Below are 23,656 nucleotides of genomic sequence, written 5' to 3'. Positions count from 1 at the left end.
GGAAAGCGGCCCCCGACACCAAAACCGGGAGCCGCTCACCACTGCCTCTTGACAACAGCTTCTACATATCAGTTGGGTGGGGCGCCTAGTTGAACACCACTGTGCGGGTGCCGTCGAGCAGGACGCGGTGCTCTGCGTGCCACTGCACAGCCTGTGCCAGCGTGCGGCCCTCGACGTCGCGGCCCATCTGCACGAATTGCTCGGCCGTGCGTGCGTGGTCCACCCGGATGACTTCCTGCTCGATGATCGGACCCTCGTCGAGGTCCGCCGTGACGTAGTGCGCAGTGGCCCCGATGATCTTCACGCCCCGGGCATGCGCCTGGTGGTAGGGCTTGGCCCCCTTGAAGGACGGCAGGAAGGAGTGATGGATGTTGATGGCCTTGCCGTTGAGCTCGGAGCAGAGCTCGTTGGAGAGTACTTGCATGTAGCGCGCCAGGACGGTCAGCTCGATGCCGTGCTCATGGATGAGTGCGAGCAGCTTCGCCTCGGCCTGCGCCTTGGTGTCCGGGGTGACCGGGATGTGGTGGAAGGGGATCCCATAGAACTCCGCCAGGCCTTCGAGGTCCCGGTGGTTGGAGACGATGGCCGGCACCTCGATGGGGAGGGTTCCTGAGCGTTGCTGGAAGAGCAGGTCGTTGAGGCAGTGTGCGTCCTTTGAACCCAGGATCAGGGTACGGACCTTCTGGCCCACCGGGTTGATTTGCCACTTCATGCCGAATTCTTCGGCCACCGGGGCCAGCGCCGCACTCAGTTCAGCCTGGCTCGAAGACGTTGTGGCTTCCACCCGCATGAAGAAGTTTCCCGTGCTGGGGCTGCCGTATTGCTGGGAATCTGCGATGTTGCAGCCGGCCTCCAACAAAGCCCCCGCAACGGCGTGCACAATTCCGGGCCGGTCCGGGCAGGACAGGGTTACAACAAAAGACGTAGGCAGGGTGGAGTCAGTCACAGCTAAAGCCTACCGTTGCGCACCTGTTGTACTGTTTAAGTCGTCGCGACTGGCGTTGGGTGGTGCACCACCAGGGAGCGGCATTTTGAAGACCACGGATCGTACGCCTGGGCCGAGGGTCACGTTTTACTGTCGCTGTGCCATGCCCCGTAATCAAAGGCATGGAAAAAACCCAGCCGGTAGCCTGACCTGTAGAAATACCCGTTGCCTATCCAGGAGATCTTCGTGACCACCACCACCATCACCTCCGCGACCATCAGCAACCAGCCGCTTGCCGAGCTCGACCCCGAGATCGCAGCAGTTCTGGAACAGGAACTCGGCCGCCAGCGCGGCACCCTGGAAATGATCGCTTCCGAGAACTTTGCGCCCCGCGCCGTCATGGAAGCCCAGGGCTCGGTCCTGACCAACAAGTACGCCGAAGGCTACCCGGGCCGCCGCTACTACGGTGGTTGCGAATACGTGGACGTCGCCGAGCAACTGGCCATCGACCGCGTGAAGGCGCTCTTCGGCGCCGAGTACGCCAACGTCCAGCCGCACTCCGGTGCGCAGGCCAACGCCGCAGCCCTGTCCGCCATGATCACTCCAGGTGACAAGATCCTCGGCCTTTCCCTTGCCCACGGCGGCCACCTGACCCACGGCATGAAGCTCAACTTCTCCGGGAAGCTCTACAACGTGGCTGCCTACCAGGTTGAAGAAGACACCTTCCGCGTGGACATGGACAAGCTGCGCGAACAAGCCATTGCCGAGAAGCCCCAGGTCATCATCGCCGGCTGGTCCGCTTACCCGCGCCACCTCGATTTCGCAGCCTTCCGTTCCATCGCCGACGAGGTTGGCGCGCTCCTCTGGACGGACATGGCCCACTTCGCGGGCCTCGTCGCAGCCGGCCTGCACCCGAGCCCGGTGCCGCACTCCGACGTCGTGACCTCCACGGTGCACAAGACGCTGGCCGGCCCCCGTTCCGGCGTGATCCTCGCCAAGCAGGAATGGGCCAAGAAGCTCAACTCCAACGTGTTCCCGGGCCAGCAGGGCGGCCCGCTCATGCACGTGATCGCCGCCAAGGCCGTTGCCTTCAAGATCGCCGCCGGCGAGGAGTTCAAGGAGCGGCAGGAGCGCGTCCTCGAAGGCGCCAAGATCATCGCCGATCGCCTCAACCAGGCCGACGTCGCTGAAGCTGGTGTTTCCGTTCTGACCGGCGGCACCGACGTGCACCTGGTCCTCGTGGACCTGCGCAACTCGCAGCTGGACGGCCAGCAGGCCGAAGACCTCCTTCACTCCGTGGGCATCACCGTCAACCGCAACGCCGTTCCGTTCGACCCCCGCCCGCCGATGGTCACCTCGGGCCTGCGCATCGGTACCCCGGCCCTGGCTACCCGCGGCTTCGGAGCCACCGAGTTCGCTGAGGTTGCCGAGATCATCGCTTCGGCGTTGAAGGCCGGTTCCGCTACCGACGTCGAAGCATTGCAGGCCCGCGTCGACAAGCTCGCCGCTGACTTCCCGCTGTACCCGCAGCACGAGCAGTGGTGAACCCGTCCATGGCGCAGACCGCGAAGATCCTTGACGGCAAGGCCGCCGCTGCCGCCATCAAGTCTGAGCTGACTGAGCGTGTAGCTGCACTGAGGGCCCGCGGCGTAACTCCGGGCATTGCCACTGTGCTCGTCGGTGCGGACCCTGCTTCGCAGCTTTACGTGTCCATGAAGCACAAGCAGTCCGTGGAGATCGGGATGAACTCGATCCAGCGTGAGCTTCCGGCGGACGCCACCCAGGCGCAGGTCGAGGACCTCATCGACGAACTCAATGCGGACCCCGCCTGCCACGGTTACATCGTGCAGCTGCCACTGCCCAAGCACCTGGACACCGACGCCATCCTCGAGCGGATCGACCCCGCCAAGGATGCCGACGGCCTGCACCCGACCAACCTGGGCCGGCTGGTGCTCAACGTCAACGGAGAGATCACCTCGCCGCTGCCATGCACGCCGCGCGGCGTCATCGAGCTCCTGCAGCGCAACGGCTACAGCCTCGCCGGCAAGCACGTCGTGGTGGTCGGCCGCGGGGTCACCATCGGCCGCTCGATCGGACTGCTGCTCACGCGGCGGGCCGTGAACGCCACCGTGACGCTCACGCACACCGGCACCAAGAACCTCTCGGAGCTGCTGCGGCAGGCGGACGTGATTGTCGGCGCGGCGGGTGCCAAGCACATCGTCAAGCCTGCGGACGTGAAGCCGGGCGCGGCCGTGCTCGACGTCGGTGTCACCCGTGAAACCGACCCCGAGACGGGCAAGAGCAAGGTCCACGGGGACATCGATCCCGCCGTTGCCGAGGTAGCCGGCTGGATTTCGCCGAACCCCGGCGGCGTGGGCCCCATGACCGTGGCGCTGCTCATGACCAACGTGGTCGAAGCCGCCGAACGCCAACTGGCGGGAAGCGTCTCCGGCGTCGCCTGATTGTGCTCCCACCACCGTGTAGGGCGCCTACTCCCGCGGGAGTAGGCCCCCTACACCGTTAACCCGACGACGTCGGCGCCCTCCGCGGCTAGGCTCGGAGCATGCAGCGGCGTTTCCAGGGTCCTCCCACGAGTTTCATCGTGATCGCGGTGGCGCTGATCCAGGTCTTGGGGACCGTCTTTTCAGCGAGCCACCAGGCCACCCTGCGCCCCTTGGACCCGCTCGCCTTCATCTTGCTGTTCGCGGGACCGGTGGCCTTGGCTTTCCGGACCCGCAGGCCGGCCGTGATGCTCCCGATCACCCTCGCGGCCACGTCCGTCTATCTGCTCCTCGGTTACGCCTGGGGTCCGATAGTGCTGTCCCTGGCTCTCTCGATCATCCTCACTGCTGCCGCGGGGCTGCGCTGGCAGGCCTGGCTCGGGGCCGGGATTTCCGCCGCGGCCGTCGTTCTGATGGCTGTCCTCGCCGGAGATGAGACGGGGCTGATCCGGGCCTCTGCCGGTGTCGCCTGGGCCGCGATCCTTGTCCTGATCGGTGAAGGCTTCCGACGCCGGGGCGAACGGATGGCCGAATACCGGCGACGGCGGGAGGCCGCGAAACAGGCCGAACGGGACGAGTACCGCCTCACGCTCGCCCGCGATATCCACGATGTGGTGGCGCACTCCCTGTCGATGATCAACGTCCAAGCCTCTGTGGCGCTCCATCTGGGAACGAACGATCCCGAGAAGCTCCGCCCCGCGCTGGAGGCCATCAAGGCCGCGAGCAAGGAGTCCTTGGCCGAAGTCCGCCAGCTCCTCGGTGTGCTGCGCGACGACGCCCCGCTGAGTCCCTCGGCTCCGCCAAGCCTGGGGCGGATCCCGGAACTCGTCGACGACGCGCGGCGAGGCGGCCTAGAGGTGCGGTTCGAAAACTCCGTCGACCCTGAAGGCGTGGGCCCAGGCCAGCAGGAAGCGGCCTACCGGACCGTCCAGGAAGGGCTGAGCAACGTCCGCCGGCACTCAGGCGCGGCGTCCGCCGTCGTACTTCTCGAATTGTCCGGGAACGCGCTGAGGGTGCGGATCGACGACGACGGCGGAGGCCTCCGCGGAGCGCCCGCCGGGAACGGGCTGAGGGGCATGCGGGAGCGCGTCGAGGCGCTGGGCGGCACGCTTGGCCTGACGCCGCTGGAGCCCGGGCTGCGCGTGGAAGCGAACCTTCCGCTGAACCCCCACGAGGGAGGACACCAACGATGATCCGCTTGCTGCTCGCCGACGACCAGAACCTTATCCGGGCGGGATTCCGGGCCCTCCTGGACGCCGAACCGGACATGGAGGTGGTGGCCGAAGCCGGCACCGGCCGGGACGCCGTCAGGCTGGCCGAGCGTGAGGCACCCGACGTCGTGCTCATGGACATCCGCATGCCGGATGGCGACGGGCTGGCCGCAACCCGGCAAATCCTGGCCAACCCACAACTCGCGCACACGCGCATTATCATCCTCACGACCTTCGAGCTGGACGAATACATCGCCGAAGCCGTGCGCGCGGGCGCCGCGGGCTTCCTCGTCAAGGACACCGAACCGGAGGAACTGATCCGGGCCGTGCGGGTAGTGCACGACGGCGACGCCCTCCTTTCGCCGTCGGTGACACGCCGCATCATGGCCCAGCTTGCCCTGCACAGCAAGGCGGCGTCGAAGACAGTGCCACTGGAGCAAATCACCGAGCGCGAACGGGAAGTTCTGGCGTTGGTTGGCGAGGGCCTGAACAACGCAGAGATCGCCGAGCGGCTGTTCATCACCCCGCTCACGGCAAAGACGCACGTTTCACGGATCATGACCAAACTGCTGGTGCGTGACCGTGCGCAATTGGTGGTGCTCGCGTACGAGTCCGGCCTGGTGCGGCCGGGTTGGAGCAGCTAGCCCTGGCCTGCAGTCTCCCGGGGGAGTAGGCAGCTGGCCGCAAGTGACTCCCGGTGGCCGACGCGTCTCGACGGGCCAAAAACAAGACTGGAAACAGAGCCGAGATACGGCCTGTTGAGAGTTTGGACTGGACATGTTGACATCACTGAGCACCACCATCGGCGCCGCGGCCGCGCAGCTGCCCGCCGACGTCGTTCATGGACCGGGGGACGGATTCGTCTTCTGGCCGTTTTTCCTCCTGATCCCGCTGTTTTGGTTCCTCGTGATCGGATTCTTCATCTTTTTCGGCCGCCGGATGTGGCGCCGGAACCACTACTGGGCAGCAACACAGGGCGCCGAAGGCGTGCTGAGGGAGCGCTACGCGCGGGGCGAAATCGATGAGACCGAGTACCGCCAACGCCTGGAAGTGCTGCGGGCACATCCCACGAAGTGATGAACCGGCGGATTCTGCTGGATCACTCCGCTGGATAAACCCTCAGGCCCTGGAACCACGCGGTTCCAGGGCCTGAGGTGCGGAATGATCCAGCAGAATGTCGCGAAGGGTCCAGCAGGTTAGTCCAGAAAATTGCGGAATACCTCTTTCACGTATTCCTTGGCTCTACTAGTCTGCTGGGGTGCACAATGAAGCCACCCGATCTTCCTCCACGTCAGCCAGCTTCCAGATGAACCCACCCGCAGTCATCACCGCCGAAAACCTCACCAAGAGCTACGGCGAGCTCATCGCCGTCGACGGAATCTCGTTCGAGGTCCCGGCAGGGGAGTCCTTTGGCCTGCTTGGCCCCAACGGTGCCGGCAAATCGACCACCATGAAAATGATCGGCGGAGTCTCCCAGCGCACGTCCGGGAAGCTCAGCATCATGGGCCTGGACCCGGAAACCCACGGGCCGGAAGTCCGCGCGCACCTCGGAGTGGTACCGCAACAGGACAACCTGGACGAGGAACTGAAGGTCCGCGAAAACCTGATTGTCTATGGCCGCTACTTCGGCTTGCCCTTGAGCTACTTGCGCCCCAAGGCTGATGAACTGCTCGAGTTCGCCCAGCTGACGGACAAGGCCAAGTCGAGGGTCGATGCCCTGTCGGGCGGCATGAAACGGCGCCTCACGATTGCCCGCTCGCTGATCAACGAGCCGAAGATCCTGCTCCTGGACGAGCCCACTACGGGACTGGACCCGCAGGCGCGCCACATCCTTTGGGACCGGCTGTTCAGGCTCAAGGAGCAAGGTGTCACGCTGATCCTCACTACGCACTACATGGACGAGGCCGAACAGCTTTGCGACCGGCTGATCGTGGTGGACAAGGGCCGGATCATGGCCGAAGGTTCGCCTGCCAGCCTGATCCGCGAATATTCCACGCGCGAGGTGCTGGAACTGCGCTTCGGTTCGGAACGCAACGCCACTATCGGCGCCGAACTCGCGGGCATCGGCGAACGCGTCGAGACGCTCCCGGACCGGGTGCTCATCTACGCGAACGACGGCGAATCGGCCCTGGAGCAAGTCTCCGTACGCCGGCTCCGTCCCCTGACGTCGCTGGTGCGGCGTTCTTCGCTGGAGGACGTCTTCCTCCGGCTGACCGGACGGAGCCTCGTTGACTAGCGCCCACTCGCCTGCCGTCTCAGCCAGCCGGGCGAAGCGCTGGGGATCTTTCTTCTACGCCGAGCAGGTCCTCCGAGTGATGCGTGGCTACGGCTGGTCCGTGTTCCTGTACAGCGTGGGGCAGCCGGTGGCCTACCTGTTCGCCATGGGAGTCGGGCTGGCGAGCCTCGTGGATGCGAACAGCGCAGCGGTGTTCGGTGGAGTGAACTATTTGACCTTCATCGCGCCGGCATTGTTGGTCTCATCCGCGGTCATGACGGCGTCGGGAGACTTTTCCTACCCGATCATGGACGGCTTCAAGTGGCGCCGCGTGTTCTATGGCCCGCACGCCTCCCCGCTGGTACCGCAGCAGATCGCCGCGGGCCACATCATGGCGAGTGCCTTGAAGTTCCTGGTGCAATCGGTGGTGTACTTCGCCATCGTGGCCATGTTCGGTGCCTCGCCGAGTCCGTGGGGTTGGGTGTCGGCGATAGTTGCCACGGTGGCCGGACTGTCCTTCGGGCTGCCGCTCATGGCCTATGCCTCGACCATCACCAAAGACTCCGGCCAGTTCGCGCTGGTGCAGCGCTTCATCGTGGTGCCGCTGTTCCTGTTTTCGGGCACCTTCTTCCCGCTGGATTCGCTGCCGCTTGGAGTGCGCTGGATCGGTTGGATCTCCCCGGTCTGGCACGGCACTCAGCTCGGCCGCGTCTTCACCTACGGACTCGAGGAGAATCCCTTGTTGACCCTGGCCCACGTCCTGTTCCTTGTGGGCGCCGCCGCCGCAGGCTGGACGCTGACGCGGCGCCAGTTCGTCAGGAGGATGGGGGCATGAGCGTTCTTACCGGAGGCCACAGCGCCACCGACGCCGCCCGTGAACGTACCTTCGGCCCGCTGTACTCCCGCAACGCGCTTGCTGTTGTGTCCCGGGGCCTCATGGCAGCGAAAAGCAGCACGTGGTTGATCCTGGTATCCGGATTCTTCGAGCCGGTGCTTTACCTGATTTCCATGGGCGTGGGACTCGGCCCGATTGTGGGTACCGTGGCGGGACCGGGCGGCCAGGAAATCAGTTATGCGGCCTACATCGCGCCCGCGCTCCTTGCCGTGTCCGCCATGAACGGCGCCGTCTACGACTCCACCTGGAACGTCTTCTTCAAGATGAACTTCGCCAAGCTGTACCAGGGAATGCTCTACACCTCCCTCGGGCCGTTGGATGTAGCCATCGGGGAGATCTTCCTGGCCCTGCTGCGCGGACTCCTGTATGCCACGGGGTTCACGGCCGTCATGGCCGTCATGGGCCTCATCACCACGCCATGGGCCATCCTCGTCATCCCCGCCTCAGTGCTGATCGCTTTCGGCTTTGCGAGTTTCGGCATGGGCATCACCAGCTTTATGAAGACGTTCCAGCAGATGGACTGGATCAACTTCTTCATGCTGCCCATGTTCCTTTTCAGCGCTACCTTCTACCCGCTGAGCGTCTATCCGCAATACATCCAGTGGCTCATCCAAGCAATGCCCCTCTGGCATGGCGTGGAACTCCTGCGGCAGATCAGCATCGGCTCCTTCAGCCCGGCCACGGCAGTCCATATCGCCTACTACCTCGTGATGATCGGACTCGGCATCACGCTCACTACCGGAAGGTTGCGCAAGCTCTTCCTGAAATAGCGGCGCGGGCTGTTCGCCGGGGGTGGAAGCGGGCGGTTCGCCGCGCGGAGTTTGCGACAATGGGTGCATGCGATCCCTCGGCGACTCCCCGTCATCTGTTCCCTCGACCGCTTCCGCCAGGAGCCCTTTCAAAGGCTTCCGCATCGGTGGACTGGGCATGACCGTGGTGATCATCGCTTTCCTGGTGGCCGTGATCTTCGCCGCCAACCACAACGACGTCGTCGGTTGGATCGTTGCGGTTGTCTCCTTTGGCTGGCTCGCGCTCGCCGCTTTCGTGGTCTTCAGCATCCAGAAGGCCGCCAGGAGGGCCGGTGAAAAACTCACCGAGGCCCAGAACGCCTTCAACGCGGCAACCGGCCGGGCGCCGTCGTCGTCGAGCGCCGACCACGGTGGCACACGGGTGGTCTCGGAACGGAGCGAAGCTGACGAAATGCGGGACCTCAAACTGGACCACTCTTTCAAGATTGTCCAGGTGCAGGTCCGCGTGGTGGAGGACGAACGCGCCAAGGGCGACGCCGCCGATCAGGACACGATCAACCGCGCCTTGGAAACCATCGCCATCACGTCAAGCAATGCCCGGGACATGATCAAGTCATCCGGCGGCGGCGACGAGCCCGTCTCGGGCACCATCATCGACTAGAGTGGACGGGGTGAGCTCGGCATTGAAGAAGGACTTCCTTCGCATCGCAACGGTCAACGTCAACGGCATTCGCGCCGCCTACAAGAAGGGCATGGCGGAGTGGCTGGAACCGCGCGACGTCGACATCCTGTGTCTGCAGGAAGTCCGCGCGCCCGATGAGGTGGTCCACCAGCTCATCGGCGAAGGCTGGTACATCCTGCACGCCGAAGCCGAGGCAAAGGGCCGCGCCGGCGTTGCGATTGCCTCCCGGCAGGAACCCGTCGCCACCCGCGTGGGTATCGGTGACGACTACTTCGCCACGACTGGGCGCTGGGTCGAGGCGGACTACGTCGTTCGGGACGGCGGCGGCAAGGACACTACCCTGACGGTCGTCAGCGCCTATGTGCACTCCGGCGAAGTGGACACACCCAAGCAGGTGGACAAGTACCGCTTCCTGGACATCATGACCACGAGGCTTCCGGAACTTGCCAAGCACAGCGAGCATGCCTTGGTGGTCGGCGACCTGAACGTGGGCCATACGGAGCTGGACATCAAGAATTGGAAGGGCAACACCAAGCGTGCCGGTTTCCTTCCTGAGGAGCGCGCGTACTTCGACCGCTTCTTCGGCGACGAGATCGGATGGAGGGATGTCCACAGGGGCCTGGCAGGAAATGTCGATGGCCCCTACACCTGGTGGTCCCAGCGCGGTAAGGCCTTTGACACTGACACAGGCTGGCGCATCGACTACCACATGGCCACTCCCGGACTCGCGGCAGCCGCACTTTCGGCCGTCGTCGACCGGGCGCCGTCATGGGACACCCGTTTCTCCGACCACGCACCGCTGGTAGTCGACTACCAGCTCTAGGCTTTCGAAAGTTTCCTCATGACCAGTTCCACCACGACTGAACCCGCTGCAGCCGCAGCCAAGGCAACATCAACCAAACTGGCCGCCGGGGCGAAGCACCGCGTGCTGTCCGGCATGCAGCCCTCTGCTGACTCCCTCCACCTGGGCAACTACCTCGGTGCCCTGGTCAACTGGGTCCGCATGCAGGACGAGTACGACGCCATCTTCTTCATCCCGGACCTGCATGCCATTACGGTGCCGCAGGATCCATCCGAGCTGGCCCGCCGTACGCGCGTCACCGCTGCGCAGTACATCGCCGGCGGTGTAGACGTCAACAAGTGCACCCTGTTCGTCCAGTCCCAGGTGCCTGAACACGCCCAGCTGGCGTGGGTCCTGGGCTGCATCACGGGCTTCGGCGAAGCCTCGCGCATGATCCAGTTCAAGGACAAGTCGCTGCAGCACGGCTCCGACCACGCGAGCGTCGGGCTCTTCACCTACCCGATCCTGCAGGCGGCCGACATCCTGCTATACCAGCCACACGGGGTGCCCGTAGGTGAAGACCAGCGGCAGCACATTGAGCTCAGCCGCGACCTCGCCCAGCGCTTCAACAGCCGCTACGGCGAGACATTCCAGGTGCCGCAGGCCTTTATCCAGAAGGAAACGGCCAAGATCTACGATCTCCAGAACCCCACGGCCAAGATGTCCAAGTCCGCGGAGTCGCCGGCCGGCCTGATCAACCTGCTCGATGACCCGAAGGTCACGGCCAAACGCATCAAGTCGGCAGTCACGGATAACGGCACGGAAATCCGCTTCGATCGCGAAGCGAAGCCCGGAGTATCCAACCTGCTGAGCATCTACTCGTCCATCAGCGGCCAGCCGGTGGAGAAAATCGTCGCGGACTATGAAGGCAAGATGTACGGCCACCTGAAGGTCGACCTCGCTGAACTCGTTGCGGCCCACCTCGGGCCGATCCGGGACCGCGCCAACGAGTTGCTCGCCGATCCGGCAGAACTCGACCGGCTCCTGGCTCACGGAGCGGACAAAGCCCGCGAGATCGCCTCGGCCACGCTCGCCGACGTCTACGCCAAGGTGGGCTTCCTGCCGTACGGCGGAGCACAAGGAATCCGCTAAAGCCATGTGCGCGGCTGGCAAGCTCAGCGTCCAGGTCGGCTCCCGTTCAAGGGGAGCCGGCCGGGACACTGATGCCCGCCCGGGCACGGGCGCACACCAGTCTGCAAGCGCGTGCGGGGACAACCTGTGCGTAGGGGTCATTCTGGGTTTCCCCCGGGAAGTCGCCCAGGAACTGCAGCAATGGCGTGCATCCTTTGGCGATCCGATGGCGGAAGTGATCCCGGCCCACATCACCCTCGTGACCACTACCCCTGCACAGGACTGGGAAGCCACCCTTGAGCATGTCCGCGACGTCGCGCGGCGCCAGGCACCATTCAGGATCACGATTTCCGGCACGGGCTCCTTCCGGCCGGTATCTCCGGTGGTATTCCTGAAGGTCGAAGACGGTTTCGAGGAGTGCGTAGGCCTGCACGAACAACTACAGACCGGCCCCCTGGAACGCGATCTTCCCTTCCCCTACCACCCGCACGTGACGGTAGCGCACGACGTCGCTCCCGAGAGTCTTGACGAGGCCGAAACGGTGCTCAAGAACTACAGCGCCACCTTCCCTGTGGTTAGCATGGGACTTTACGAGCACGACGACAACGGCATTTGGCAGCTACGGGAAGAGCTCGACTTTGGCGGCGACGCAGACCAATCACGGAAAAGCACAGCGCAACGACCGGCAGCAGGCGGAGAAGCCACCGCTGCCGACTGAAGGGGCGCAGCTGAAGCTGCAGCTCATCCATCGTCAGGTCGAATGGGGTAAAGCCCGGCGCTCGGGCAACAGAGGCGCCACCATACCGGCGTTCATCAACCTGGCCCTCGCCCGGCTGAGCAACTTCCGGCCGATGCGCGCCTTCAACCTCTACAACCTGCGCCACGGTCCGTTGTTGAGCGCCGGCATAGGCTTCACCATGTTCTTCTCCATCACAGGCCTGCTGGCCACGGGATTCGCCGTGACCGGCTTGGTCCTCAACGGGCAACCCCAACTAGTTGATTCAATCGTCTCGAGCGTCGCCACAGCGGCCCCGGGACTCCTGAAAACCAGCGGGGGCAACGGCCTGGTGGATCCGCATGATCTCCTGAATCCCACAGGCCTTGGCTGGACGGCCGTCATAGCCGCCGTCGTCACGGTCTTTACTGCTCTCGGCTGGATCGCGGGGATCCGGGAGGGTCTCCGCGGGGTGTGCGGTCTGGAGCCCGTGCAGGAAAACCCTCTGCTGATGAAGGCCCGCGACGCCGGTACCCTCCTGCTGCTCGGCGCAGCCTTGGTGGTCAGCGCCGGTGTTTCGCTCGTGTTCGGGACAGCAGCCGGATGGATCATCGAGCGGCTCGGTTTGGCCGACGCCGTCGCTGGCCCAGTCACCTGGCTCGTTCGCACGGCCGTACCCCTGGTCCTCAACTGGGCGACGGCGGTGATCATGTTCCGCTTCGCAGGCCGCTTGAAGCTTCGCCGGCAAGCCTTCGTGGAAGGAACGGTGCTGGCCGGCATCGGAACCACCATCCTCCAGATCTTCAGCACGGAGTTGCTGGCGAATGCCGGACGGAATCCCATTCTGGCCTCATTTGCCATCATCATCGGGCTTCTCATCTGGTTCAATCTGGTCAGCCAGGTCTACTTGGTCTCCGGGGCGTGGGCGGCCGTCAGGGAAGCGGACACCAGCGCCCACGGGCACCCCAAGCCGGCCCTCGGATCGAGGCACCCTTCGCCCCGCACGTTCCACGCAAAGGACTCCTGAGGGAGCCAGCGCCCCAACTAGCTAGCAGTTGTTGTCGTTTTGAGCCCTCATAACGACAACAATTGCTGGTCAGTTGGGCTGGGGCCCGCGCTAGTCGCCGAGGTACTGCCCGGCCCAGGCGGAGATGATCCCTGCAACCCGGGCAGCTTGTCCTTTGCCCGTCAACAGGTGGTCACTGCCTTCGAGCGAAATGAAGCTCCGAGGGTGCCGTGCAGTCTGGAAGATCTCGCTGGCGTTGTCGATGCCCACGGTGTTGTCCGTGGGGGAGTGCAGCACCATGAGGGGCCTGTGCAGGGTACGGATGCAGTCCCTGAGGTCGGCCTTCTCGACATCCTCCACAAAGTGCCGGCGGACCTCCATGCGCCTGCCGCCCAGGTTGACCTCGGCGCTGCCTTCGCTGAGGATCGTGCTGACTTCGGCGTCGAACATGTGCTCCACGTGCCTGGGCTGGAACGGGGCGCCGACCGTGGCAACGGCACGTACCTCGGGGAGGCTGAGGGCGGCAGCCAACACGGCCGCCCCTCCGAAGGAGTGGCCAACAAGCAGGGAGATTTCCTTGCCTTCGGCGCGCATGAACCCGGCGGCGCGGATGGTGTCAGCCACCTTCACACTGAACGATCCAGCGGACCAATCGCCGGCGGAGTCGCCCAGTCCAAGGTTGTCGAAGCGAAGCATGCCGACGCCGAGATCCGCCAAACCCTTGCAGATACGCGATGCTGACGGGCTGTCCTTGCCGAGGGTCAAACCATGGGAGAACACACCCCAGCCCCGGACCGGACCCTCAGGAACATCCACGATCCCTGCCAGGAGATCTCCGGTGCTGCCTTCGAAGCTGATCTTCATGGATTTGGACACCTGTCCGCCTTTCGTTTTGCGAGGAAGTCTTAAACAGCGACGACGGCGGACCCCGCCAAGGGGACGCCGTCGTCGTCGTATTCTGAATTTTGGACTAGATCTTGCGTGCCAGGATGGCCTGCTTGACCTCGGCGATGGCCTGGGTCACCTGGATGCCACGCGGGCAAGCTTCCGAGCAGTTGAAGGTGGTGCGGCAGCGCCACACGCCTTCCTTGTCGTTGAGGATCTCCAAGCGCATGTCACCGGCATCGTCGCGGGAATCGAAGATGAAGCGGTGTGCGTTCACGATGGCGGCCGGGCCGAAGTACTGGCCGTCCGTCCAGAACACGGGGCAGGACGACGTGCAGGCGGCGCACAGGATGCACTTGGTGGTGTCGTCGAACCGTTCACGGTCCTCGACCGACTGCAAGCGTTCCTTGGTGGGCTCGTGGCCCTTGTTGATCAGGAACGGCATGACTTCGCGGAAGGACTGGAAGAACGGCTCCATGTCCACGATCAGGTCCTTCTCCACCGGGAGGCCCTTGATCGGTTCAACGGTGATGGGCTTGGAGGTGTCCAGGTCCTTCAGCAGGGTCTTGCACGCGAGGCGGTTGCGGCCGTTGATGCGCATGGCGTCGGAACCGCAAACGCCGTGGGCACAGGAACGGCGGAACGACAGCGAGCCGTCGATTTCCCACTTGATCTTGTGCAGGGCGTCCAGCACGCGGTCGGTGCCGTACATCGTCAGCTGGTGGTCTTCCCATGCGGCCTCTTCCGAGACCTCGGGGTTGTAGCGTCGCACTCGCAGCGTGATGTTGAAGGTCGGGATTTCCCCGCCTCCACCAATGTGCGCGGGCAGCTCGATCTTGGATGCTGGCTCAGCAAGTTCAGCAGACATCTTAGTATTTCCTCACCATCGGCTCGTAGCGCGTAAAGACAACAGGCTTGGTGCCGAGGCGGATGCCCGCGATTGCTTCCGCAGATCCGTCCGCCGGAGCGTGCTCATCCTTATACGCCATGGAGTGCTTCATGAATTTCTCGTCGTCGCGCTCCGGGAAGTCCTCCCGGAAGTGGCCTCCACGGGACTCCTCGCGGTGCAGGGCCGCAACTGTCATGACCTTGGCCAGTTCCAGCAGGAAGCCCAGTTCCACCGCTTCGAGCAGGTCAAGGTTGAAGCGCTTTCCCTTGTCCTGGACGCTGATGCGCTGGTACCGCTCTTCGAGGGCCGCGATGTCCTTGAGCACCTGGTTCAGGGTGTCCGCCGTACGGAACACCTGCATGTTGGCGTCCATGGTGTCCTGCAGTTCCTTGCGGATCGCGGCAACCCTCTCGCCGCCGTCGGAAGTGCGGACGTGGTTCAGCAGATCCAGCGTGTATGCCTCCGGGTCTTCCGGGAGCTCCACGAAGTCAGCGGTCTTGGCGTATTCGGCCGCAGCAATGCCCGCACGCTTGCCAAAGACGTTGATGTCCAGCAGGGAGTTGGTACCCAGGCGGTTGGAGCCGTGCACGGAAACACAAGCCACTTCGCCGGCTGCGTACAGGCCCGGAACGATCGTGTCGTTGTCCTGCAGGACCTCGGTGGTGATGTTCGTGGGGATGCCGCCCATGGCGTAGTGCGCCGTCGGGAACACGGGAACCGGTTCAGTGTACGGCTCGACACCGAGGTAGGTGCGGGCGAATTCGGTGATGTCCGGGAGCTTCGCGTCGATGTGGGCCGGCTCGAGGTGGGTCAGGTCCAGGAGGACGTAGTCCTTGTTCGGGCCGCACCCGCGTCCTTCACGCACTTCGTTTGCCATGGAGCGGGCCACGATGTCGCGGGGAGCGAGGTCCTTGATAGTGGGAGCGTAGCGTTCCATGAAACGCTCACCCTCGGAGTTACGCAGGATCGCGCCTTCGCCGCGGGCAGCTTCCGAGAGGAGGATGCCCAAGCCGGCAAGACCGGTCGGGTGGAACTGGAAGAACTCCATGTCCTCCAGCGGGATTCCGCGGCGGAACGCGATGCCCATGCCGTCACCGGTCAGGGTGTGGGCGTTGGAGGTGGTCTTGAAAACCTTGCCCGCGCCGCCCGAGGCGAACACCACGGACTTGGCCTGGAAAACGTGCAATTCGCCGGAGGCGAGGTCGTAGGACACGACGCCGGCAACGCGCTTCTGCTTGTACGGCGTCCCGTCTTCGCGGACGGCGTCTTCCTCGACGGTCAGCAGGTCCAGGACGTAGTACTCGTTGTAGAACTCGACGTTGTGCTTGACGCAGTTTTGGTACAGCGTCTGCAGGATCATGTGGCCCGTGCGGTCTGCTGCATAGCAGGCGCGGCGGACCGGAGCCTTGCCGTGGTCACGGGTGTGGCCACCGAAACGGCGCTGGTCAATGCGGCCTTCGGGCGTGCGATTGAACGGCAAGCCCATCTTCTCCAGGTCCAGCACGGCGTCGATGGCTTCCTTCGCCATGACCTCGGCTGCGTCCTGGTCAACCAGGTAGTCGCCACCCTTGATGGTGTCGAACGTGTGCCACTCCCAGTTGTCCTCTTCGACGTTGGCCAGGGCTGCACACATGCCGCCCTGGGCTGCGCCGGTGTGGGAACGGGTGGGGTAGAGCTTGGTCAGTACTGCGGTGCGTGCGCGCTGACCGGATTCGATCGCGGCGCGCATGCCGGCGCCGCCGGCACCGACAATAACGACGTCGTACTTATGGACCTGCATACCAGATGCTCTTTCTCTCTAAGTCAGATGGTCGGCGGAGCCTGCTCCGCGTGTTGTGCACAGCCGGACAAGCCGGTGGTGCAGCGGAGCGCTACGGCGCCGGGCAGAACCCGCCGGGCAGCTGAACGCCGTTGACGACGGGGCACGGGTTGAACGTGAAGATCACCAGTGTGCCAAGAACGACGATGACGACCGTGGCCGCGTAAAGGACTACCTTGAGCCAAAGGCGCGTGGCGTCCTTCTCGGCGTAGTCGTTGATGATGGTGCGGACGCCGTTGGTGCCGTGCAGCATGGCGAGCCACAGCATGGCCAGGTCCCAGAACTGCCAGAACGGGTCGGCCCACTTGCCGGCCACGAAGCCGAAGTCGATGCCGTGGACGCCTTCGCCCACCATGAGGTTCACGAAAAGGTGGCCGAAGATCAGAACCACGAGCACGACGCCGGAGAGCCGCATGAACAGCCACGCGAGCATCTCGAAGTTCCCCTTGGAACCGGTGCCGCGACGGTACTGCGGAGCAATCTTCCCACTGCCGATTTTTCCACTGCGCGGGCTTTGAATGTCAGTACTCATGGCTTAGTGGCCTCCCAGTGCGAGGGACAGGTGGCGGATGGCGAAGGCCCCGAAGGTGACCAGCCACAATACCAGGACGGTCCACAGCATCTGGCGCTGGTATTTCGCGCCCTTCTTCCAGAAGTCAATGGCGATAACGCGCAGGCCATTGAAGGCGTGGAAAACGATCGCTGCGACGAGGCCCGTTTCGCCCAGGGCCATGAGGGGGTTCTTGTAGGCGCCGATAACGGCCGTGTAGGCCTCCGGGGACACACGCACCAGTGAGGTGTCCAGCACATGGACCAACAAGAAGAAAAAGATCACAACACCGGTAATGCGGTGTCCAACCCAGGACCACATGCCTTCACGGCCGCGGTACAAGGTGCCAGCTGGTTTTGTCGGCACTGAATAAACCTTCCTGCAACACAGCGGCGCTGGCACGGGATCCATGCGGGGGAAACGCCAGCTGCGAGAGCACTCGTAGCTCAGCCTAAATCTAGGCTTCGCTCACAGCTTATTCAATTTAGGCACCCCTTCTTGTAACGAGAGCGCGGGGTTTCGCCTGAATTCCGGCGTTTTCGCCACGATGGTGAGACGAAGACCACAAAGCGGGACTTGAGCGGGTGTCGGATAAGGTGTTGCGGTGAGTATAGAAAACGCTGCAAGCCTCGAATCGCCATTGCGCCACTTCCATGCGGTTATTCCGGCCGGCGGAGTGGGCACGCGCCTGTGGCCGCTTTCGCGTGCTGCCGCGCCCAAGTTCCTCCACGACCTCACGGGTTCGGGCAGCACCCTCCTGCGGGCTACGTACGACCGTCTCGAACCGTTGGCCGGCAACCGGGTTCTGGTGGTTACGGGTGTGGCGCACCGGGTTGCCGTCTGCCGCCAGCTTCCAGAAGTGGGCGAAAACGAGTTGGTCCTCGAAAGCGAACCGAAGGACTCGGGAGCGGCGATTGGCCTCGCCGCCGCCATCCTGCACCGTCGCGACCCCGACACCATCATGGGTTCCTTCGCCGCCGACCACGTCATCAGCCCGGACCACCTTTTCCAGGAAACTGTGCGCGAGGCTATCCACACTGCGGCTGCCGGAAAAATCGTCACCATCGGCATCAAGCCCACGCACCCCTCGACCGGGTTCGGTTACATCCGCACCGGGGACTTGCTCAATATCGACGACGCGCCGAATGCGCACGCCGTGGTCGAGTTCGTCGAGAAGCCGAGTGAGGACATTGCCAAGAAGTACCTCGAGACTGGCGACTACGTCTGGAATGCCGGCATGTTCGTCGCGCCCGTCGCTCTCATGCTCAAGCACCTGGAGGCAAACCAACCGGTCCTGTTTGCCGGGCTGCAGGAGATTGCCGACGCCTGGGACACGCCGGAACGCGATGAAGTGACCGCTCGGGTGTGGCCCACGCTGCCGAAGATCGCCATTGACTACGCCGTGGCCGAACCCGCCGCGGCGGCGGGGGATGTCGCCGTCGTGCCCGGTACTTTCCGCTGGGACGACGTCGGAGACTTCGCCGCGATCGGCCGCCTCAACAATGCCGGCGACGTCGATGAGGTGACGGTCCTCGGTGAAGGCGCCCGCGTCTTCACGGAGAACGCCAGCGGCGTGGTTGTCTCCGATACGAAGCGTGTGATCGCCCTTATCGGGATCAAGGACGTCGTGATCGTCGATACGCCGGACGCGCTGCTTGTCACCACGAAGGAGCACGCCCAGCGGGTCAAGGGTGCGGTGGACGCGCTCAAGGCAAGTGGAGACACCGACGTTCTATAGTGCCCTCTTGCGGCGCTGCCCGTAACCAAGAGACCCCTTTCGCTATTCGGGGGGTGTGGATGGCTAGAGTTGTGAGGTGCGCAATTTCACTACCGAAACCGAGCCGACCCCTGTGGTGAAGCCATGGCTTGACGATCTCTTGCCGGAACTCCTTGAATTCCGGAGGGACCTGCATGCGCACCCCGAACTTTCCTTCAAGGAATTTCGCACTACGGACAAGCTGGTTGAACGGCTCGAGGCGGCGGGACTTGAACCCCGCCGGCTGGAAGGCTCGGGGCTGACGGTCGACGTCGGCGACGGGCCCATCGCCACGGCCCTGCGCGGAGACATCGACGCCCTCCCCATCATCGAGGAGACCGGGCTTCCGTTCGCGTCGAAGAACCATGGCGTCACCCACGCGTGCGGGCATGACGTCCACACCACGAGCATGCTTGGCATTGCCCTGGTGCTGCACGCCATGCACCAGGAATCCCCCTTGGGCGGAACGGTGCGCATCATCTTCCAGCCGGCAGAAGAAACCATGCCCGGCGGTGCGTTGTCCTGCATCGAGCAGGGCGTGCTCCAAGGCGTTCCGCGTATTCTTGCGCTGCACTGCGATCCGCGTATCAACGTCGGCAAGATCGGCACGCGCATCGGCGCCATCACCTCGGCGTCGGACACCATCAAAATCGAATTGACGGGACGTGGCGGCCATACTTCCCGTCCGCATTTGACCGAAGACCTGGTCTTCGCGCTGGCCCAAATCGCCGTCAACGTGCCGGCCGTCCTGTCCCGTCGGGTCGATGTGCGCAGCGGCGTTTCGGTGGTGTGGGGCCAGATCGCGGCAGGTTCGGCACCCAACGCCATCCCCGCCAACGGCTACATGGCCGGCACCATGCGTTGCCTCGACAGGGACGCCTGGCACAGCGCAGGGGAGTTGCTCGACGACGTCGTCCAGCAAGTTGCCGCGCCGTACGGGGTGGACGTGCACCTTGAGCACACCCGCGGCGTCCCTCCCGTGGTCAACTCGGAACACGAAACTGCCATCATCGAGGCCGCTGCCCGTGCGGAACTCGGCGAGCACGCCGTCGTCCTGACGCCGCAGTCCATGGGTGGCGAGGACTTCGCCTGGTTCCTGGCCGACCTGCCGGGTGCCATGATGCGGCTCGGAACCCACACACCCGGCGGCGAGGAATACGATCTCCACCGCGGTGACTTCATTGTGGACGAGCGTGCCCTCGGCTTCGCAATCCAAGTCCTTGCCGCCGCCGCGCTGCGAACCATCCGGGATCTCTGAACCTCGACGCTCGCTCACTTATGCCGGGTTTTGGCCGGACGCTCGCTCACTCTTGGTTTAAAGGCCGGGGATCCTCCTGCGGATTATCTGCAGGAGGATCCTTTCGTTTGGGCTTGTTTGTGAGCGGGCGTTGCCGGGGGACGGCTTGTTTGTGAGCGGGCGTCGCCCGAAGCAATTGGGTTGTGCACAATTTAATTGTGAGCTATCGTTATTCCCATGAGTGAAGCCCCCCGCCTCGACCGCCAGGTCTGTTTCGCGCTGTATTCCGCTTCGAAGGCGGCCACTGCGGTCTACCGGCCGGTGCTGGACGAGCTTGGACTGACGTATCCGCAGTACCTCGTGATGCTGGTGCTCTGGGAGAACGAGCCTCGAAGCGTCCGGGAACTGGGTACCGAGCTGGGGCTCGACTCGGGCACCCTGTCTCCGCTGCTCAAGAGGCTTGAAGCCATGGGCCTCGTGGAGCGCCGGCGTTCAGTAGAGGACGAGCGTCGCGTCGAGATCCACCTGAGCGACGCCGGGCGGGCCCTGAGTGCCCGGGCGGGGGCTGTTCCGCAACGGCTCGCCGACGCCGCCGGCTTGAGCGCAGCCGAGCTCGCGCAGCTTCACGACACCCTGGGCCGGCTTACCGCCGCCCTCCATTCAGCCATCTGATCGTCCACCCCAGCACCTCCATCCCATCGAAGGAAAAGGAACCACAGTGAAGACTTTGTACGTAGCAGAGGCGCTTGCCTCCGGTGAAGGCCGCGAAGGCAACGCACGCACCAATGACGGCAAGCTGGACGTCACCCTCGCCAGCCCGGTGGAACTGGGCGGAAACGGCCAGGGCACCAACCCCGAGCAGCTCTTCGCCGCCGGATACGCGGCATGCTTCCACTCGGCACTCAGGCTGGTGGGACGCAAGGCCCGGGTGGATCTGACTGATTCCGCCGTGGCCGCCAAGATCCATTTCGGTGCCTTGGAGGGCAGCGAGGGATACGGCCTCGCCGCGGAGCTTGAGATCGCCCTGCCTGCCCTGGACCGCGAAACCGCCGAGCAGCTCGTGGCCAAGGCCCACCAGATCTGCCCCTACTCCAACGCGACCCGCGGGAACATCGCCGTCGACATCAAGCTTGTGGAGGTGGCCGCATGAGCGCCGCCGTTCCCACGAGCACCCGCGAAATCCAGCTGGCGTCCCGCCCGCAGGGACGCCCCGTCCAGGAGAACTTCCGGCTGGCAGAGACCGATCTGCCGGAGCTGCAGGACGGTCAGATCCTGGTCCGCAACGAGTTCATGTCGGTCGATCCCTACATGCGCGGCCGCATGAATGACACAAAGTCCTATTCGGCGCCCTTCCGGCTCGACGCAGCGCTCGACGGCGGTGCGGTGGGCGAGGTGATCGCGTCCCGTTCCGAGGCGCTCAAGGTGGGTGACGTCGTCGTGCACCAGCTCGGCTGGCGCGAATATTCGGTGGTGGATGCGGCAAGCGCGACGCCGGTCCCGGCCGGACTGGCGCCGACCTCGGCGTTCCTCGGGGCGCTGGGCATGACGGGCCTGACGGCGTATGCCGGACTGCTCAAAGTGGCCGAGTTCAAAGCCGGGGACGTGGTCTTCGTTTCCGGTGCCGCCGGCGCGGTTGGTTCGATTGTCGGGCAGGTCGCCAAGGCCATGGGGGCCTCCAAGGTGATCGGCAGCGCCGGTTCCCCGGAGAAGGTGGCGCGTTTGCTGGAACTCGGCTTCGACGCGGCGTTCGACTACCACGACGGTCCGGTGGCGAAGCAACTCCGTGAAGCAGCGGGGGAGCGCGGCATTGATGTCTACTTCGACAACGTGGGCGGCGAACACCTCGAGGCTGCCCTCGCGGTCCTCACGGTGGGTGGCCGGGTGGCAATGTGCGGTGCCATTTCGCAGTACAACTCCACAGAGCCCACGCCGGGCCCGCGGAACCTGGCCTTGGCCATCGGAAAGCAATTGACCCTGCGTGGCTTCCTCGTGGGCGGCCAGCGCCAGCACGCCGCGGAGTTCGCCGGGAAGATGGCCGGATGGCTGGCCGATGGAACGGTCCGCTACGACGAGACGATCGTTGACGGACTGGAAAACGCGCCGAAGGCCTTCATCGACCTCCTGGATGGGGCCAATACCGGCAAGATGCTGGTCCGGCTGCACTGAGGGATTCCCGGCGCGAACTGGCGGCAGATGCCCGCAAAACGCGATTTTTGGGTCATCTGCTGCCAGTTCGCGCGCTTGGGAACGGGCATCCTAGGACCGTTCGCTGGGAGTTCCGCTACTGCTTGGTAACAAAAGCTCAACAATCTTCGGGTTGTTGGGCTTTTGTGTTACCCGGGTGTGTTCAATCCCACTAAAGTTGTGCCATCAGTGCGCCCCAGGCGCAGTGCTGCGAAGCATCAGTGAAAACAGAATTTCAGACTCGAGTTTTCGAAACGGACACTCATTGACCAACTGTCGTAGCATCAATCACTTTCTTCCTGGAGGAAAATTGAAGCAATCACTGCGTGCCACACTAAAGCGCGGTTCATTTGCGGGCGTCGCAACTGCGGGCGCCGCTGCACTTTTGCTGGCAGGCTGCGGTAGCGCACCGTCTGCTTCGAGCTCGGGCAGCGCCACCAAGTCGGACTACACCGCATGCATGGTGTCCGACTCCGGCGGCTTCGATGACAAGTCGTTCAACCAGTCAGGCTTCGAGGGCCTTCAGGCAGCAGCCAAGGACCTGAGCATCCAGGAGAAGCACGTCCAGTCCAAGGCCGACACGGACTACGACCCCAACCTTCGTTCCATGGTCCAACAAGGCTGCAAGCTGACGGTTACGGTCGGCTTCCTGCTTGGCGACGCCACGAAGAACATCGCGACGGCGAACCCCAACAGCCACTTCGCCATCATCGACTACTCGGACCCCACCTTCCCGAAGAACGTCAAGCCGATTGTCTATAACACTGCCCAGGCCGCGTTCCTGGCCGGGTACCTCGCCGCCGGCACGTCCAAAACGGGCAAGGTTGCGACCTTCGGTGGCCTCAACATCCCCACCGTGAGCATCTTCATGGATGGCTTCTCTGACGGCGTGAAGTACTACAACCAGAAGAAGGGCAAGTCCGTCCAGCTGCTTGGCTGGGACAAGGACAAGCAGGACGGAACGTTCGTCGGCGACTTCAAGCAGGTCGACAAGGGCAAGGTCCTCACCCAGGGATTCCTTGACCAGGGGGCGGACGTGGTCCTTCCCGTCGCTGGACCTGTTGGAGCGGGCGCCGGAAGCGCGATCCTTGACGCCAAGGCAAAGGGCACGGACGCAAAGCTGATCTGGGTCGACTCGGACGGCTACCTGACCGCACCCGCCTACAAGTCGGTCATCCTGACGTCGGTCCAGAAAACCATGGCGACGGCCGTGGAGACGGTCATCAAGGCCGACAAGGAAGGCAAGTTCGACCCCAGCCCGTATGTCGGCACCCTCGACAACGGGGGCGTGGCGCTTGCCCCGTTCCACGATCTCGACTCCGCTGTTCCGGCAGACATGAAGAGCGATCTTGACCAGTTGAAGAAGGACATCATCTCCGGCGCAGTCAAGGTCGAATCGAAGTCCAGCCCCAAGTAAAAATCCGGGCTAAACCGCATCGCGCTGCCCTTCAGCCGAGTTTTGGCAGAAGGGCAGCGCGTTCTGCGTTGCCTTCAATTTGCTCTTCGACACTCCTTTGCCGAGCAC

25 protein-coding genes and 1 riboswitch are annotated in these 23,656 nt (G+C 64.0%); of the genes, 19 read left to right on the top strand and 6 right to left on the bottom strand.

Annotated features, from left to right (window positions below):
* Window positions 1-85: 85 nt before the first annotated feature.
* The gene (purU, locus tag AC3WJU_RS07220; protein ID WP_306964065.1) at window positions 86-946 is read right to left on the bottom strand and encodes a formyltetrahydrofolate deformylase; all 861 of its coding nucleotides are present in this window, start codon (window positions 944-946) and stop codon (window positions 86-88) included.
* 35 nt (window positions 947-981) lie between these two features.
* Window positions 982-1,066: riboswitch (ZMP/ZTP riboswitch) on the top strand.
* A 105-nt stretch (window positions 1,067-1,171) separates the two neighbouring features.
* Here purU and glyA point away from each other — a divergent pair.
* From glyA to AC3WJU_RS07155, 13 genes are all read left to right on the top strand, one after another.
* Window positions 1,172-2,470 (top strand): serine hydroxymethyltransferase, encoded by a 1,299-nt coding sequence (glyA, locus tag AC3WJU_RS07215; RefSeq protein WP_307053159.1) that lies wholly within the window; start codon window positions 1,172-1,174, stop codon window positions 2,468-2,470.
* Window positions 2,471-2,478: 8 nt separating this feature from the next.
* Window positions 2,479-3,387, top strand: a complete 909-nt coding sequence (locus AC3WJU_RS07210; RefSeq protein ID WP_306964067.1) for a bifunctional methylenetetrahydrofolate dehydrogenase/methenyltetrahydrofolate cyclohydrolase — start codon at window positions 2,479-2,481, stop codon at window positions 3,385-3,387.
* 101 nt (window positions 3,388-3,488) lie between these two features.
* Entirely contained in the window at window positions 3,489-4,619 is a 1,131-nt protein-coding gene (locus tag AC3WJU_RS07205) for a sensor histidine kinase (RefSeq protein WP_492259529.1), read from the top strand.
* Window positions 4,616-5,281: a response regulator transcription factor gene (locus AC3WJU_RS07200; protein WP_284992010.1), complete on the top strand. Its 666-nt coding sequence runs from the start codon at window positions 4,616-4,618 to the stop codon at window positions 5,279-5,281. Before AC3WJU_RS07205 ends, AC3WJU_RS07200 begins: the two co-directional genes overlap by 4 nt.
* 133 nt (window positions 5,282-5,414) lie before the next feature.
* Window positions 5,415-5,714 carry an SHOCT domain-containing protein gene (locus AC3WJU_RS07195; protein WP_306964656.1) on the top strand — a complete coding sequence of 100 codons (300 nt, stop codon included), beginning with the start codon at window positions 5,415-5,417 and terminating at the stop codon, window positions 5,712-5,714.
* Window positions 5,715-5,943: 229 nt separating this feature from the next.
* Window positions 5,944-6,873, top strand: coding sequence for an ABC transporter ATP-binding protein (locus tag AC3WJU_RS07190; RefSeq protein ID WP_306964658.1), 930 nt, complete (start codon window positions 5,944-5,946; stop codon window positions 6,871-6,873).
* Entirely contained in the window at window positions 6,866-7,687 is an 822-nt protein-coding gene (locus tag AC3WJU_RS07185; RefSeq protein ID WP_284992009.1) for an ABC transporter permease, read from the top strand. Before AC3WJU_RS07190 ends, AC3WJU_RS07185 begins: the two co-directional genes overlap by 8 nt.
* Entirely contained in the window at window positions 7,684-8,517 is an 834-nt protein-coding gene (locus tag AC3WJU_RS07180; RefSeq protein WP_059387998.1) for an ABC transporter permease, read from the top strand. The genes AC3WJU_RS07185 and AC3WJU_RS07180 overlap by 4 nt, the downstream gene beginning before the upstream one ends.
* Window positions 8,518-8,584: 67 nt before the next feature.
* Complete coding sequence (locus tag AC3WJU_RS07175) at window positions 8,585-9,157, top strand: hypothetical protein (protein ID WP_059387997.1); 573 nt, start codon at window positions 8,585-8,587, stop codon at window positions 9,155-9,157.
* 10 nt (window positions 9,158-9,167) lie between these two features.
* A complete protein-coding gene (locus AC3WJU_RS07170) occupies window positions 9,168-10,001 on the top strand; it encodes an exodeoxyribonuclease III (RefSeq protein WP_059388003.1) in 834 nt (277 codons plus the stop codon).
* An 18-nt stretch (window positions 10,002-10,019) separates the two neighbouring features.
* Window positions 10,020-11,111 carry a tryptophan--tRNA ligase gene (gene trpS / locus AC3WJU_RS07165; RefSeq protein ID WP_492259528.1) on the top strand — a complete coding sequence of 364 codons (1,092 nt, stop codon included), beginning with the start codon at window positions 10,020-10,022 and terminating at the stop codon, window positions 11,109-11,111.
* A gap of 4 nt (window positions 11,112-11,115) precedes the next feature.
* Window positions 11,116-11,808: a 2'-5' RNA ligase family protein gene (locus tag AC3WJU_RS07160; protein WP_492259527.1), complete on the top strand. Its 693-nt coding sequence runs from the start codon at window positions 11,116-11,118 to the stop codon at window positions 11,806-11,808.
* On the top strand, window positions 11,729-12,832 hold the full coding sequence (locus AC3WJU_RS07155) for a YihY/virulence factor BrkB family protein (RefSeq protein WP_441433657.1): 1,104 nt from the start codon (window positions 11,729-11,731) through the stop codon (window positions 12,830-12,832). Before AC3WJU_RS07160 ends, AC3WJU_RS07155 begins: the two co-directional genes overlap by 80 nt.
* 90 nt (window positions 12,833-12,922) lie before the next feature.
* Here the strand turns inward: AC3WJU_RS07155 and AC3WJU_RS07150 are convergent, their stop codons facing one another.
* The 5 genes from AC3WJU_RS07150 to sdhC all read right to left on the bottom strand — a co-directional run bounded on the left by AC3WJU_RS07150 (window position 12,923) and on the right by sdhC (window position 17,320).
* Window positions 12,923-13,687 carry an alpha/beta hydrolase family protein gene (locus AC3WJU_RS07150; protein ID WP_284992006.1) on the bottom strand — a complete coding sequence of 255 codons (765 nt, stop codon included), beginning with the start codon at window positions 13,685-13,687 and terminating at the stop codon, window positions 12,923-12,925.
* 94 nt (window positions 13,688-13,781) lie between these two features.
* The gene (locus tag AC3WJU_RS07145) at window positions 13,782-14,564 is read right to left on the bottom strand and encodes a succinate dehydrogenase iron-sulfur subunit (protein WP_059387992.1); all 783 of its coding nucleotides are present in this window, start codon (window positions 14,562-14,564) and stop codon (window positions 13,782-13,784) included.
* A 1-nt stretch (window position 14,565) separates the two neighbouring features.
* Window positions 14,566-16,365, bottom strand: a complete 1,800-nt coding sequence (sdhA, locus tag AC3WJU_RS07140; protein ID WP_306964665.1) for a succinate dehydrogenase flavoprotein subunit — start codon at window positions 16,363-16,365, stop codon at window positions 14,566-14,568.
* 91 nt (window positions 16,366-16,456) lie between these two features.
* A complete protein-coding gene (locus AC3WJU_RS07135) occupies window positions 16,457-16,936 on the bottom strand; it encodes a succinate dehydrogenase hydrophobic membrane anchor subunit (RefSeq protein WP_492259526.1) in 480 nt (159 codons plus the stop codon).
* A 3-nt stretch (window positions 16,937-16,939) separates the two neighbouring features.
* A complete protein-coding gene (gene sdhC, locus AC3WJU_RS07130; RefSeq protein ID WP_084784381.1) occupies window positions 16,940-17,320 on the bottom strand; it encodes a succinate dehydrogenase, cytochrome b556 subunit in 381 nt (126 codons plus the stop codon).
* A gap of 238 nt (window positions 17,321-17,558) precedes the next feature.
* Here sdhC and AC3WJU_RS07125 point away from each other — a divergent pair, with 238 nt between their 5' ends.
* From AC3WJU_RS07125 to AC3WJU_RS07100, 6 genes are all read left to right on the top strand, one after another.
* Complete coding sequence (locus tag AC3WJU_RS07125; RefSeq protein WP_059387989.1) at window positions 17,559-18,692, top strand: mannose-1-phosphate guanylyltransferase; 1,134 nt, start codon at window positions 17,559-17,561, stop codon at window positions 18,690-18,692.
* Window positions 18,693-18,768: 76 nt separating this feature from the next.
* Window positions 18,769-19,968, top strand: a complete 1,200-nt coding sequence (locus tag AC3WJU_RS07120; protein WP_059387988.1) for an amidohydrolase — start codon at window positions 18,769-18,771, stop codon at window positions 19,966-19,968.
* Between the two features lie 216 nt (window positions 19,969-20,184).
* Window positions 20,185-20,619, top strand: a complete 435-nt coding sequence (locus AC3WJU_RS07115; protein ID WP_284992005.1) for a MarR family winged helix-turn-helix transcriptional regulator — start codon at window positions 20,185-20,187, stop codon at window positions 20,617-20,619.
* Between the two features lie 46 nt (window positions 20,620-20,665).
* Window positions 20,666-21,097: an organic hydroperoxide resistance protein gene (locus tag AC3WJU_RS07110; RefSeq protein WP_059387986.1), complete on the top strand. Its 432-nt coding sequence runs from the start codon at window positions 20,666-20,668 to the stop codon at window positions 21,095-21,097.
* Entirely contained in the window at window positions 21,094-22,113 is a 1,020-nt protein-coding gene (locus AC3WJU_RS07105) for an NADP-dependent oxidoreductase (protein WP_284992003.1), read from the top strand. The genes AC3WJU_RS07110 and AC3WJU_RS07105 overlap by 4 nt, the downstream gene beginning before the upstream one ends.
* Window positions 22,114-22,441: 328 nt before the next feature.
* A complete protein-coding gene (locus AC3WJU_RS07100) occupies window positions 22,442-23,548 on the top strand; it encodes a BMP family lipoprotein (RefSeq protein WP_172465512.1) in 1,107 nt (368 codons plus the stop codon).
* Window positions 23,549-23,656 lie beyond the last annotated feature (108 nt).

It is taken from the genome of Arthrobacter sp. FW306-1B-F12A, from assembly GCF_058781865.1.
Note: the sequence above shows the minus strand (reverse complement) of the source record. Positions and strands in the feature narration are given on the sequence as shown.

Excerpts from the sequence above, each read along its gene's own strand:
- trpS (WP_492259528.1), top strand. The coding sequence starts at position 10,020 with ATGACCAGTTCCACCACGACTGAACCCGCTGCAGCCGCAGCCAAGGCA.
- AC3WJU_RS07200 (WP_284992010.1), top strand. The coding sequence starts at position 4,616 with ATGATCCGCTTGCTGCTCGCCGACGACCAGAACCTTATCCGGGCGGGA.
- AC3WJU_RS07190 (WP_306964658.1), top strand. The coding sequence starts at position 5,944 with ATGAACCCACCCGCAGTCATCACCGCCGAAAACCTCACCAAGAGCTAC.
- AC3WJU_RS07180 (WP_059387998.1), top strand. The coding sequence starts at position 7,684 with ATGAGCGTTCTTACCGGAGGCCACAGCGCCACCGACGCCGCCCGTGAA.
- AC3WJU_RS07195 (WP_306964656.1), top strand. The coding sequence starts at position 5,415 with ATGTTGACATCACTGAGCACCACCATCGGCGCCGCGGCCGCGCAGCTG.
- AC3WJU_RS07135 (WP_492259526.1), bottom strand. The coding sequence starts at position 16,936 with ATGAGTACTGACATTCAAAGCCCGCGCAGTGGAAAAATCGGCAGTGGG.
- sdhA (WP_306964665.1), bottom strand. The coding sequence starts at position 16,365 with ATGCAGGTCCATAAGTACGACGTCGTTATTGTCGGTGCCGGCGGCGCC.
- AC3WJU_RS07210 (WP_306964067.1), top strand. The coding sequence starts at position 2,479 with ATGGCGCAGACCGCGAAGATCCTTGACGGCAAGGCCGCCGCTGCCGCC.
- AC3WJU_RS07115 (WP_284992005.1), top strand. The coding sequence starts at position 20,185 with ATGAGTGAAGCCCCCCGCCTCGACCGCCAGGTCTGTTTCGCGCTGTAT.
- AC3WJU_RS07145 (WP_059387992.1), bottom strand. The coding sequence starts at position 14,564 with ATGTCTGCTGAACTTGCTGAGCCAGCATCCAAGATCGAGCTGCCCGCG.
- AC3WJU_RS07205 (WP_492259529.1), top strand. The coding sequence starts at position 3,489 with ATGCAGCGGCGTTTCCAGGGTCCTCCCACGAGTTTCATCGTGATCGCG.
- AC3WJU_RS07175 (WP_059387997.1), top strand. The coding sequence starts at position 8,585 with ATGCGATCCCTCGGCGACTCCCCGTCATCTGTTCCCTCGACCGCTTCC.
- AC3WJU_RS07105 (WP_284992003.1), top strand. The coding sequence starts at position 21,094 with ATGAGCGCCGCCGTTCCCACGAGCACCCGCGAAATCCAGCTGGCGTCC.
- AC3WJU_RS07160 (WP_492259527.1), top strand. The coding sequence starts at position 11,116 with ATGTGCGCGGCTGGCAAGCTCAGCGTCCAGGTCGGCTCCCGTTCAAGG.